At 34.7% G+C, this 13,743-nt stretch carries 10 protein-coding genes; all 10 read right to left on the minus strand.

Annotation, left to right across the window (positions count from 1 at the left end):
• Positions 1-235: 235 nt before the first annotated feature.
• Entirely contained in the window at positions 236-1,138 is a 903-nt protein-coding gene (locus tag FNE73_RS13550) for a hypothetical protein (RefSeq protein WP_143885111.1), read from the minus strand.
• Positions 1,139-1,317: 179 nt separating this feature from the next.
• On the minus strand, positions 1,318-3,675 hold the full coding sequence (locus FNE73_RS13555) for a hypothetical protein (protein ID WP_143885112.1): 2,358 nt from the start codon (positions 3,673-3,675) through the stop codon (positions 1,318-1,320).
• Entirely contained in the window at positions 3,668-4,825 is a 1,158-nt protein-coding gene (locus FNE73_RS13560; protein ID WP_143885113.1) for a cysteine desulfurase family protein, read from the minus strand. Before FNE73_RS13560 ends, FNE73_RS13555 begins: the two co-directional genes overlap by 8 nt.
• A gap of 857 nt (positions 4,826-5,682) precedes the next feature.
• Positions 5,683-6,261 (minus strand): DUF1989 domain-containing protein, encoded by a 579-nt coding sequence (locus tag FNE73_RS13565; RefSeq protein WP_143885114.1) that lies wholly within the window; start codon positions 6,259-6,261, stop codon positions 5,683-5,685.
• Positions 6,258-6,947: a guanitoxin biosynthesis heme-dependent pre-guanitoxin N-hydroxylase GntA gene (gene gntA / locus FNE73_RS13570; RefSeq protein ID WP_185147348.1), complete on the minus strand. Its 690-nt coding sequence runs from the start codon at positions 6,945-6,947 to the stop codon at positions 6,258-6,260. The genes FNE73_RS13565 and gntA overlap by 4 nt, the downstream gene beginning before the upstream one ends.
• Positions 6,948-7,184: 237 nt before the next feature.
• Positions 7,185-8,738, minus strand: coding sequence for a peroxidase, FMP-type (locus FNE73_RS13575; protein WP_228430111.1), 1,554 nt, complete (start codon positions 8,736-8,738; stop codon positions 7,185-7,187).
• 27 nt (positions 8,739-8,765) lie between these two features.
• A complete protein-coding gene (locus tag FNE73_RS13580) occupies positions 8,766-10,250 on the minus strand; it encodes a ferritin-like domain-containing protein (protein WP_143885116.1) in 1,485 nt (494 codons plus the stop codon).
• Between the two features lie 5 nt (positions 10,251-10,255).
• Positions 10,256-12,319: a GMC oxidoreductase gene (locus FNE73_RS13585; protein WP_143885117.1), complete on the minus strand. Its 2,064-nt coding sequence runs from the start codon at positions 12,317-12,319 to the stop codon at positions 10,256-10,258.
• A complete protein-coding gene (locus tag FNE73_RS13590) occupies positions 12,316-12,759 on the minus strand; it encodes a hypothetical protein (RefSeq protein ID WP_185147349.1) in 444 nt (147 codons plus the stop codon). The genes FNE73_RS13585 and FNE73_RS13590 overlap by 4 nt, the downstream gene beginning before the upstream one ends.
• Positions 12,760-13,147: 388 nt before the next feature.
• A partial coding sequence (locus FNE73_RS13595; RefSeq protein ID WP_143885119.1) for a T9SS type A sorting domain-containing protein occupies positions 13,148-13,743 on the minus strand: 596 nt, incomplete at its 5' end.

The raw sequence follows: 13,743 nt of genomic DNA on the forward strand, positions 1-13,743 counted from the left end.
TTTCGTAAAATTTTAGAAAGTGTACCTAGATATATACAATCCTAAGATTATCTATTCATATTTAAGTACCTTCATATGTTTTCTCACACAGCTTTGTTAAATATCCGCTACTTTCTGATATATATCAAAAAAGGATAAAATTTCTAGATTCTACTGCGATGGCGGAGTTATAATTTGGGCTTCAGGTTTTATCCATTGTATTTCAACATCAAATTTTGGTGGTGGAAACTGTCTTCTAATTTCGTGTTCTAGTTTTGATTTTATGAGGATAATCAAGAATTTTTACTGCACTGTTTATATTTATGGATTTAGAAGTTTTATAATTTGGATCATAAAACAAATCGTCGCAAAATTTTATTGCATAAAACATTTGCCAAAAATAAGGCATAATACCTTTATGAACGCTGTCATTACAGAACTCAAAAATCTTTTGAACAATTTTCATTTCTATTTTAAAATCGAATAAAGACCTATTTTTTTTAATAAAACTAAAAATAAAATTATGCTTTGTAAAAATCTTCTCGCCGTTATTATCAAATATATCACCAAGCCCGACAATTCTATTCAATTTTAATTCAATAGTTTGTCTCAAAGCTACGGGAGATATAATAAATGCAAATTTATTATCCAATCTCTTATCATTAAAAATACTGTAATACATCAATTGAAATGTTCCTAAAAAATGCCATCTAGAATCATCTATATTGGCTTTGCCACTAACTATAAGGGTATAATTTGGATCGACTTTCCTTCCAATATGATTTGCAAAAATTACGATATCATACAGTAGTTCATTAATTAAGAATCCATATTTTTTTATTCCAATATGATTAAAATTTCCTTCTTTACTCATTTTCTCTTTAATATCTAAGAAACTATAAAATGCAGCAGCAAAATGATTCTTGGCGTATACATCTATTTCAGAATCTGTAATTTCTCCTCGTAATTTATCAAATATACTATTCCCGATAGTAGTATCCAAAACTTTGTTTTTATTTACAATAGAATTCAATCGTCGGAATTCCTTCTCTGTCTTAAGGAAAGCTTCTTTTGCAGACATTCTGGATTTGACTGTTTTATACTTATCACTTCTTGCTTTATCCTTTAGGACATAAATAAATTCGTGTTTAACTTTCATGGTTTTCGTATTAAATCAAATATACAAAAGGTTTGGGTTAAATTATTACGGAAAACCGTAAAAAGGAGGTCATAAGATTTCCAAGATATCTAAAGTTGTTATAAATTTACCAAAAGTACATCTATGGAAGCATTAAAAAATCTAAAGTTATTTCAACTATTGCGGTTCTTACCTTATCACTAAGTCTTTATAATACAACAAAGAACTACATCAAAACTCAAAACGAGTTTGAGTATAAGAAATAAGAATTTAAAGGGACTGAAGAAGTTCTCCAACAATGCTCTGATGGTTACTATATAAAGAAATAAAGTATGAAAATAAACGGATGAAATATATTTTCTCTCGGCGGTAAGAATTTGATCTTCTCCTTTTAATTTAGAACGGTGATTCAAGAATACGGAACTATCCAAATTAATGAATATTTCCTGCAATTGGTCACCTTCTGAAACCGGATACATTACGATATTGTGTCCCATTTCAATTCCATTTTCTTCTAGGGAACTCCAATTTTCTTCTTTCACTTTATGAAGTTTCGGTAATCCAATGTAATCTTCATCATCTTCCTCTTGAGGTACTTTTTGATTTGGAGCTTCTTTGTCAGTGATTTTCACAAGTATTATTTCCTGAAAAACTTGTCCTGGGGCAGTAAGAGAAGCTTGTATTTCAATTTCATCGCCAACATTTAATTCTTCTGTAGGCTCTAGTGTTAGTTTTATGGTTCCCTGATTAGGGCTGCTCTTAGCAATATTTAATACTCCTGAAACTTCCTTTTTTGTTCCAGGTTCCGTCCCTCCGGAAGTTTCATTTCTTTTTATCTGTAAAACGCTGATTTCTAAATCACCGGAATCCTCGGAACGATCAAAATAATCATTTGCTACATCTGTATCAAATTTAATCGTTCTTTCTCCATTTTTAGGCAATGAGATAATATTGATTCCTTCTTTTTTGTTATGTAATTGAAATAACGATGGAAATCGCTGTGGCAAAAATGGCTTTACCTCTGTTTTAGGTTTTTGAGAAGCAGGCTTTCTATCCTTTTTTTCTTCCTTTTTCTCCTCTAGTTTTAAAGTATTTTGCAGCAATTTAAATAGATCACTGTTTTTAGGTAAATTTTTCGCAAATGATTTTATAAGTTCAGTAGTATCTTCATTCTCTAATCCAATACTTTCCTTACGTTTCCGATTAATTTCGTCTAATTCACTCTTCCTTAATTTCTTGCCCAAATATTCTCTCAATGCATTTGCTTCAGGTCCATCTTTGAGACGATCTCTAGAAGCCATAAATAACTCTTCTCTAAAGTCAGGATCCATTTCAGTACAATCCACGTGAATCAGAAGATAATCTTTAAGAAGATTGAGTTTAAGAGTTCTGGATATAAATTCAGTTGTATAACTGCCGTGTACCTGTCCGTTAATGGAAAACATAACAGACATATTATTTTTAAAAAACCTGCTTCTTATAATTTCTCTGCTCTTTTTAACATCGTGTTTTTCTGTTTTAGGCTTAAAGACATAGCAGGTTACTTTAGCCCTACCGAATAATTCATCGACATATTCTTCAGAAAAATAGGTATCTATATAATCACTTTGTGCCTCTTCTAATCTTCTTTTTAAACCAAACAGATCTAATTCTAAAACCTTATTATTAGGGTATCTTTCTTTTCTATCAACGGTTAAAAGAGGGAGTACAGGTTCAAATAAAAATTCATTCAGACTTTGATTTAAATCTTGAGCAAAGCCTGAATAACCTATCGGAAATTGATAGGAGTACATTTTTATGATACTTCCTGTTATAAAACTTCTTCCTTGAAGTCTTAAATCTAAATCTGTTATAGGAAAATTAGGAATTTGATTATTTATTTTTAAATATTCAAAATGACTTGATCTTCTGTTGGTTCCAGATTCACTAATTTTTCTTTGACGAATTAAAGTAAAGCCAAAATTGCCTGTATTATCATATCTTTTGGATGCAATCAATTGAAATCTTCTTTTTCCACAAAATACCAAAGCACCGCTTCCTCCCATATTATACTTACCCTGAACAAACTGAATATTAATTTTATTTCCTCTTACTAAAGAGAGAAATGTATCTTCAAATTTCTCAGGATGCTGTCCTTCACCATTGTCATATATAATCACAGAAGTATTACGAGGAGGGCCATCTGCTAAAATCTGTATTTCTTCAGATTGTTTACGCCTATTCTGTTTTAAATCCCAGTTTTTATAATCCGGATAAAATAGATTGATAGCCTCTTCCATTGACTTAGGAGCTTCATCAGAATCAGGAGCAACTCCTTTCTCTAAGCATTTTTTGGTCAGAATCGCATCAATAGAGTTGGTTACCTTTTCTACCAATGCGGCAATAGGACTTGATTGTTGATTTCGGACGATACCAAACATATTTTCGTTTCCGCCTAAAGGAAACCAGTTTTCATCTTTGAATACATTAGGATTTTGTTTAATTACCTCTTCAACTTCCTCTTCAGTAGGACTAAAATATAAAAGTTTAAAAAGGTCTTCTGTAGAAATATCAGGCATAGTTAGAAGTTTTTAGTTGAGAAATAATTTCTTTAACTTTTTTAATCGTGTAAAGAATTTCACTTTCGGTATTGTATTTACTTAGGCTGAATCTTATACTCGAAAAAGCATTTTTATTACTTAATCCCATTGCTGTAAGAACGTGTGAAGGCTCTATTAGTTCAGAATGACAGGCGGAGCCATTTGATACGCAAATGTTATCAAGCATTTTGATGAGTATGTCAGCTTCTATATTAGGAAAGCAAATATTCGAGATATTGTAGATTCTATTCTCTCGATCTCCATTCACGAATGCTCCTTCAATGGTCAATAGTTCATTTTCCAATAAATCTCGCAGCTCTTGTACCGAAGACTTATTCCTTTCTATTTCATTTATACATATTTCACAGCTTTTGCCTACTCCAATTACTCCAGGAATATTTAATGTACCGCTTCTTTTTCCTTTTTCCTGTCCTCCTCCGTGTACCAGTGGCTGAAAGTTTATTGTTTTGGAATTTTGATAATATCCACCTATTCCTTTTGGCGCATAAAACTTATGTCCTGAAAAAACGAAATAATCTATGTTTAAATCTTTCACATCAATTGGAATTTTACCAACTGCCTGTGTTGCATCCGTCATCATTAAAGCTCCAAACTGATGTGCTATTTTTGTAATTTCTTTTATAGGCTGTATTACACCAGTTTCATTATTTACTAACATAACAGAAACTAAAAGTGTTTTTTCTGAAATTACTTTTTTTAATTCATTTAAGTCTATTAATCCAGATTCGAGAACAGGTAAGTAAACAACATCAAAACCTATTTCTTCCAAATATTTACAGGTGTCAAGTATTGCAGAATGTTCAGTTTTAACTGTGATAACTTGTGATCGTTTTGTTCTATTTGAAGTAACTACACCTTTTAAAATAGTATTAATTGCTTCGGTCGCTCCGGATGTAAACGTAATTTCTTTTGGTTCTGAATTAAATAATTTAGCAACATTTTCCCTCGCCCTTACAATTTTTTTATTAATTTCAATTCCCAAAGAATGAGCACTTGAACTATTTCCATAAAGTTCTGAGAGATATGGAATTATTTCCCTTATCACTTCATCATCAACCTTCGTAGTTGAAGCATTATCAAGATATATATAATTTTGAGATGTAGACATTTTATTAAAATCAGATAGTATCAAATATACTCATTTTACCTTATTATATTTTCTTAATCGTTTACCATATATCTAAAAATCAAATTTTATAATTTTTAATTTATGACATAGGATTAATCAAAATTTCATCTTACAATTTCGTGAAATCTAAGTTTAATCTATTAGCTTGCAATATATAATGAATGATCTGAATTTGTTTACGATAATCCGTAATTATAAAATCTTATTTTCTATAGCCATAAAGCTTAAGAAATATTTGTAAACTTATTATTAATGTGAATTACGGTATGGTTAAAAATAAAAACAGAAACCAAAAATAATTCGCTTCCCAGTCCAACAGCTAAATTCTGTCAAGGTCAAGTCCTACGGATTTTCAGAAAAAGTTTTTACGTATAAAATCTACGCAAAAACTTTTTCCGAAAAACCTTGACAGAATGCCATGCTCATTTTCAAAAGGCTTTCTTTTTTTCTTTTTTTTAGATTTTTTTTCTTCGTTTTCTTTTAAAAATATTTCAACTGAGAAATTTAAGGCGCAAAGAGAAGGAGTAAGTTCTTGGCTTAAACTCTAAAAAACTTGTTCAAATTTTGGTCTTTTTACTTGCAGATTTCAGCAAAAATTTTTAGTTTTACTACGTAAAATTTAAATTAGGATTTTACCACTTTTTTGCAAATGTCCTATTTAAGGCCATTCACAGATATGTTACAGCGAAAATCTTATCCATAAAGCGATGAGGAATGGGCACAAAATCCCTCACTCTCCGCCAGTTGGGAAACCAAAATAAGCTAAAACGCTGTAAACATCAATGTTTACAGCGTTTTTTTTTAACAATTTTAAACTTTAATTAAAAAAGAAAACTTCATATAACTGTGTAGCCAATCGGTTTGAAAGAATAATTATTAGACATTTCTGCCGAACAGGCTGTCATTCCTATAATCAGATCCATTTCTGCCTCAATGATTATATAATCTCCTGCCCCACTTTTAGGAGGCAGCACACTTATTTTACCGCTTTCGCCATCAACCGTTACATTCATAAAAACATTAAAACAGATAGGAATAGCATCCGGTTCAATGCCGTACGGTTTCAGCGCTTCACAAAGATTGCCAAAACAGCCACGGTGTGGATTTTCGTGTCCATAAATGATACGAAACGTATCTGCACTGCATGGAGTCAGCAAAAAATCATGACGACCTACTGTATCTTCCAGAATATTAAACATAATGTTACTCCTGTTTGAATAGAAAGGATCTCCTTTAGTAAGAAAGATAGTTTCTGCATAATCTATTGTTCTTCCAGACGACAGATATTCTTTGATATCATTCAGATTAAAACAGATAAAGTCGGAAACCTGTTCTCCTTCTATATCTGTTATTTTAAGTTTTTCTCCTTTTTTAAGGATAAATGCCGTGCCGCTTCGTGGCGAAATTGTATTCATTGATTATTATATTTATATGGACATTCCCAGTTTTTGTCGTATCTCATACCGCTGTATTGATAGGCTTCAGAATCATCACCAAAATCATTAAGCATCGGATTAATAGTACCACTTAGCTCAACATCTCTCTTACGGACAATATTTTTCATCTTATCATATCTCTTTAATGATCTGAGCTTTTCAAACTGAGCATGAGGATTGAATACAATGGTCGGATACCGGAATCTTCTTGCTTCTCTGCTGCTTCCCGGGAAAAGACCTATGATAAAAAACGCCTCTTCTCCTAAACTGAAACTGAATTGCGGTGATGAAGGATCAGTATCTACCCGTCGGTCGTAAGGATACTTCAGTACATCAAGATCAGACAATGCCTGTAATCTGTTCCATAGTAAACGGTCAAAACTTTCTTCATTGATTGGGTGTGTTTCAGGAAAAATTACACAGACAGTATGAAAATCTTGTTGTGATGCTCTATATTCATCTATAAATTTATAAATAAAGTCCAAGATATCTTGATCATCTTTTGGACAAGCTAAATGACCTGCAACAAAAATGTGCATCTGATCTCTGTTGAGTGCAGCTTTGGCTGCCACACAAGGAAAAAGTGTATCATCTACAAATTCCTTGAAAGCATGGCGCACTTCCAGATCAAGGTCTGTATTTTGTGAATTTTTGGTTGGTGTCATACTCTTAAATACGCAAAGCATGTGCCACCAAAGCCTATACTACATTCAAAATCAAATTACTGCATACCACATCTAATTTAAAAAAACATTATAAAGTACTACTATTATTGAAGTTAGCTCAGTATCAAAAATAATTAATAATAAAGTGCTTTTGCCAATTTTAAAGAATTAACATCCATAATAAAAAAACTACGGTGTTTAATCATCAACACCGTAGAATTATTATTAAAATTAAAATTAAGGTTTATGATACGGACATCCTGCAGGAGGACTTACAGTACGCTCCGCATTAGAAGCAGGTGTTGTCATACTCATTCCGGAAGGAGCATTGAAAAACTGCTCTTCAATAATTTTTCTCTGATCTGCAGGAATGTCTTCAATCTTACGAAGCGTATTCACCTGAATGTGGGGCCAGCTTGTAGTACCACCATCATTTCCGAAATCAAATTCAAAAAAGATAATCTGCTCATATTGCAGCTGAAGGATTTCTTTTCCATCTTCTATCACCGTTTCTATCCACATTCTGAAATCTACTTCAACAGTAGGAACAAATCGGTTAACAAAAGGAACATTTAAAATTCCTCCCTGCGCTCCGGTTTTCATTTTTGACGACATCTGAATCAGAACATAATTGGCAACATTCTGTCCGCTTAATGTATCTCTTAATCGCATATCGGGTCTTACACAATAAGGATAAAGATCATTCGCTAGAATTCTTTGAGTATATATTTTATTTGAACCGGGATCGTTTTCGTCAGTTAATGTCTCATGAACCCAAGCCGGAGCGGGCTGATCGAGATTGATCGGGTTGGCCACACTTGCACCGGCTCCGCCCATTGTTGGTGAAATCGCAAGATGATCCGGCTGCCATGTTGCATCACCGTAAGGAAATTGCGGAGCACCACTGATTAAATAATTTGATCCGCTCGGTGCAATATCTCCCAATAAGGTAATCGTGCTTCCGTGAGGAATAACGCCACTTCTTGAAATCGAATAATCCGGAATAAAATAAGGACCGGTAATGCCGTCTCCCGGCTTTATTTCCTGCGCAGGAATAATTTCAAAATATTCCTGACCTTCTTTTAATTCACTTAAAAGAATATAGCTCACATTTCCAAAGTCATCTTTTACCTGAACCAATGGTTCATTTCTGTATTCCCCTTTGTAACCGTATTTCTGATAATCTTCCTGCGAAAAGGCGTGAATTCCGCGGTCTTTTTCAATGGTTTCTTTGGTTGCCGCATAATTGTATACATCACTCAGCCAAAGATACATTCCGTTTTCTTCGTGAATCCCTGCGTATTCCAGATCAGGTTTTCCTTCAACTTTATTTACGCTTTTAATGGTCTGATCGTATTTTACCGCACCACAGAACAATTCACTCGCACCGCCACGGTTACGAACACCGCCCGGAACGATTTCGAAAGTTAATTTTTCAATATATTCTTCCGTATCAAAGCTGAATTTTCCCGGAATTCTATTTTGATCAGTTCCCGGAGAAGGCATAATCGTCGTATGAATTCCGCTTCCTAATGATGGTCTTTTAATGTTTTGATTGTAATTGGCATTGTAACTTACCCAAGTTCCTTCCAGAGCTGCTAAAATTCCATAATCAACATTATTGGCGATTTCAGCTAAATTTTCTTCTCTAAATGGTCTTACTGGATCATCAATCAAAAGTTTGGAATACCCATCCATAAGCGTTGCCAAATAGCCTTTTGTACTTTCTGCTGAGGTTCTTAAGAGTTGACCGTCGTGTTGTTCCAGTCCGTCTTTTTTTCTTTTTAACATGATATATTAGTTTTTTTGGTTGATTAATTATAAAGGAAATTCAAAAGTAGGTCCCGCATTATACTGCGAATCCAATGGCTGACTCATCAATCCGATTGCCTGCTCTTTCAAACCGTACATGTACATGACGGATTTCGCCAGTTCTTCGGGATTTCCTTCTACAGCTGCCTGAATAGCATCCAACAATTTCTTGTAGGTTTCATTAAATGCTTTTCCCTGCTGAAATAACTGCGGATTCGATTGATAATCTGCCATTTTTGGATTTGGCTTCATAGGATATGCTTCGTTCCAGTCGACAGGAAGCGGTTTTCCGACAGGCGGCGTTGTTACCGACATCATTCCGTTTTCATCGGTGAAAGGCGTGTAATCTCCTTCCAAATAAAAATGCTCATGGAAAATTTCCTTAAATCTGAAATAATGCGCCAATTCTGCCCCTTCTTCAAACTGTGATGCATCTACATCAAAAATAGAATCATCGGCACCTTCTCCCTGTCCTTTAATTTCCTGAAAAACAAGAATTACCCCTTCTAAAGCTTCTACGGGATGTAGTTTTCCGCCACTTCCGTAATATTGTTCGGGACGAATCTGTTTGGCAGGATCTCCTGTAAAAATTCCGCCTTTATTTAATTCTTCAAAAGTCTGAGGCAATTTTCCGTTGGCTTTATAATAAGCAACAATCTGAAAAACAACAATGTAAAAGAATAAAACATCATAATATTCTCCTATGGTATGAACATTCTGCATCATAAAATCTTTCATATTCTCCAGTGTCCACAGATTATTTTCCTGAACTGCACTTCTTGAAAGTAAAGCATTCGGTTCTGCATCATAATCATATTTCGGAGCTTTTACCAAAGGATTACTTGGACTTTCAATGGCAATAAAAGTTGCAATACTGTTTGAAGAAAATGTTTCCAGACCTACATAGAAATCTACATTCATTGGCAATTTCATCGGATAAGTCGGGTAATTTTCGGGTCTGTTCACCGAAGGCTGAATGCTTACTGCGTTCATCACGTTGCAAACCATAATCATGTGAAGCATTTCTTCTACCGCAACACTTCTGATAATCTGTGATGCCAAAACGTTGGTACCGTCTTTAATAGAGTACAAAGCCGTTAAATACGGAGGAATGGTGGAATGTTCTATTAAAATTGCAGTCTGCAAAAGATCCTGTAAAATAGGAATATAATCTAATTCTGTTAATCCTTTTTTAACTTCAAAAGATGTTTTTGAAAGTTCTGCCACAGGAAACATTTCAGAGATTTCGCCGTTAAACTGAGACTGCAGATATTCGTTAAATTCTTCAATCTGGTTATTCAGCAAAAGATTGGTTAATGTTTTACTGTGATATTTCAGACCTTCGATCCAGTTTTCTTTATTGATGCTTGAATCAAATAATAACGACTGTAAAGAAATTGCTTCTGCAACGATGGTATTTTTAGCTAAAGAACTTCTCAGAAGATTATTATTTTCCTGAGGTTCTGATTTATTGATAAGTCTTTGTCTCATTTTTTTTATTTTAAAATTGTTTCCAGATCTTTCAAAATAGATTCTACGGAACGGATGGTAAATGCGGATAAAGTAAGTGTAGGATTAGAAGTTCCTAAAGTGGTCATATTTCCTGCTCCTACAATGTATAAATTCGGATGATCCCAGGATTTGCAATAACTGTTGGTTACAGAATCATCGGGATTATCTCCCATTCTGTGAGTTCCTACAATATGCCCTGCTCCGTTGTAAGAATATCTTACACCGTCATAGACAAAAGTATTGTTGTCTGTTGCGTTATATTGAGTAAAATCCTGAATACCCAATCTTTCAAACATCTGATCTGAAGCCTGTTTTGCCTGCTGCATTGCTTTCATTTCGTATTCCGTCAGTTCATAATTAATCACGGGATGCGGAATTCCCAATACATCCAAATACTGATCGTTGATGGTTACTCTGTTATTCGGATTCGGAAGCTGTTCGATCTCAAAATGGAAAAGCACCTGTCTGGAAAGTCTGTACGTTAAAGCATGTTTCAGATCTTCCCCGAAAAGTCCTTCATTTAAGAATTCTGAAAGGTCTGATCCGGGAGAAAAAGCGGGCCAGCTCCATCCCCAATTATCGAGAGGAGAAATCCACGCAGAAAATTCGCTTCTGAAATTTCCGTCACGGAAAGACGAAATATTGGTGGTAGAACCAGGACCTCGGTAAGAATAAACAGGATCCGGAAATAATCCCCAAGTCAGCATTACCATATGATCCATCAGGTTTCTTCCTACCTGATCGCTTCTGTTGGCTGCCGTTTTCTCAACTTTCTGTCCGTTTTCCCAAACAGTATATTTTGAATTTAAAAGAATTTTAGGATTTTCAAAAGCGTTTGCAGCAAGAATGACAATGGAATTTTTAGTATCAATCACTTCTTCCACAAAATTTGTTTTTTCCCTTGAAATGTATCTTCGGATGTGAACTTTAGAGATTTTTTCCTGATCTTCCACATCTACACTCAATTTATAAACAACACTCTGCGCCTGAATCTGGATATTGTGGTTTCTCTGAAGATTCTGGTTTTTATTGACTTTATACAAAGCTTTTTTGAGTGTTTTCAAGGCGTTATATTTTGCCTGAACCGGACAAATAGGAACACATGATGCATTTCCTTCGCAACGTTCTCCCTGATAAGGATTCCAGACTGATCCTAAAGCTTTGTACTCCTCATTTTCGATATTACTTAATGATAATTGATATCCTGATTCTGAAGCTTCCGCCTTAATTAATTTAGAGGTTCCGTAAGCAATATTCGGAGTAGAATTTCTTCCCTGCGGTGACGGAACCATCGTTAACGGAATTTCTTCTGAATTTACCTGAACTGAAGTTCCCGCCAATCCTTTTATAATCTGATGGTCCATGTAACTCTGCGGAATTTCTTCCATCGGAAACACATAATCTTTGCCGTAATACTCTTCCATATTTTCATTGATAGGATATTGCTGTGCTGCCACATTTCCGGAAACACCGATCTCAAATTCGGCCATTTCGTAATAAGGCTTCAGGGTATCATAATCAATCGGCCAATCCATGGCTCTGCCGTATTTTTCTTTCAGTCTGAAATCATTCGGAAGCATTCTGGGTGTGGTTCCGAGCCAGTGAAGCGTTGTTCCGCCTCCTACACGAATGGCATCACTCGCAAAAGGCATCGGACCAAACTGTACCAAATATCCTTTCTTATCCGGAAAAGGCTGAACAATTGGCTGCATATCCAGAACATTCGGAGAAGGCGCCTGTTTCAGATCCGGATACGGTGAATTCGGAACTTTGGCTTCTTCCATGTAGAACTTACGGATATAATCGTTGTAAGTAACCATTGATGTTGCAGAATCCAACTCTATTCCGGCTTCCAATCCGGCTTCATACATTAAGATTGATAGTTCTTTGTAGGTTTTTGAGTCGTCCGTTTCAGTACGGTGAACCATTTTTTTTGCATCTGTATCAAAAACATGGTCTGTTAAAAGTTTAGCAATCAAAGAACCGGCAATTCCTGTTCCTACGATGATTACATCTTTTTTTTGCGGTGTTTTTTCTGTATGATTCATGAGTTGCTGTTTACAGGTTTTGTTTCCCAAGATTTAAAGCCCGGCTGTTTTGCTCCCGGCGGATGCGCATGCATTACCGTCCACACAAGACCTTCTTTATAAGATCTGTCGTTTACATAAGCACCTTCCCAGGTTCCCAGATACCAAAGCGTGATAACACTCTGAGCAATGCCCTGAGTTGCAGGATTGGCAATAATTTCAGCTTTAATCGTGCTTTTCAGCTGTTCCTTGTTCTCAGAATTTTCAAGAACATTTTTAGAAACATTCAGAAATTCGATAAAAGTTGCCGTTTCAATCTGGCTGAGAATGTACTGGTAATAAATCTCGGTTAAGCCTGTAGATTGCAGTTCGTTCACGGAAAATCCTGTGAGGGATTCTGAAATCGCTATGAACACGTCGTAATAATAATCATCGACGTTGAGGATTTTGTTGATAATCATTTTTGTAAAATTTGGTGTTAATAAACCTGTCTTCATGTAATAAAGAAGACATTTCTAAGCTCGAAATAAGGACTGTTTGATGGTATCAGTATTGATTAGGCGGTTTCATAGACTCTCTGAACGGTTTTAAAGTTGTACATAGTTATTAGTTTTTATCCTTTCAAATATAAGACTTTATCATTGTGATTTATTCAGGGATTTTACGATAATTGAGCATTTAAAGCATATTTATAATTATTATAAAAAATAATATTCCAACTACAATCTATTCATTTATTCTAATAATAATTATTCAAAATTTAAAATAATTACTTTTCTATTACAATTAATATAAAAAAATAACAGCAGTAATCATATTACTGCTGTTATTATCTAAATGAACATTAATTTACTTTTTGATAAACTTAAATGTCTGAGTATTATCTTGTGTGAAAACCTGAATGAGATATACTCCCTGTACTAAAGAATGAACATCAATACTTCTTTCACCTTTTTGGAAAGCTTTCTCCGTAATCTTTCTTCCCTCACCCGAGAAAATTACTACTTTGATTATTTTTTCCTCACCACTGAAGTTAAGAACTTCTCTAACTGGATTAGGATAAATCTGCATTGATGAATTAGACTTTATTATATTACCAACACTTAAACTTGCGTTATAAGCGAGTACAGCTAATGAAGCCGTTGATTCGCAACCACCGGAAGTTTGTGTAGCGTAATAGGTTGTATTATTTACAATCAGAGTTGTCATTGGTAAACTACCTGTATGATTTGCAGCATCAGCAGCAGAAGCATACCATTTGATACCTTGTCCGTTCACAACTAAAGCACTTAAAGTATCACCAGCGTTGAAACTTTGAACAGCAGCTCCAGTTGGAGCTCCAACAGCAGCCGATTGCGTAATAGTTACCGTTCTTGTTGTTGTACAAGAATTAGCATCCGTTACCGTAACGGTATAAGTTCCTGCTGAAAGTCCTGTTGCTGTTG

The organism is Chryseobacterium binzhouense (assembly GCF_007474545.1).
Classification (GTDB): Bacteria; Bacteroidota; Bacteroidia; order Flavobacteriales; family Weeksellaceae; genus Chryseobacterium; species Chryseobacterium binzhouense.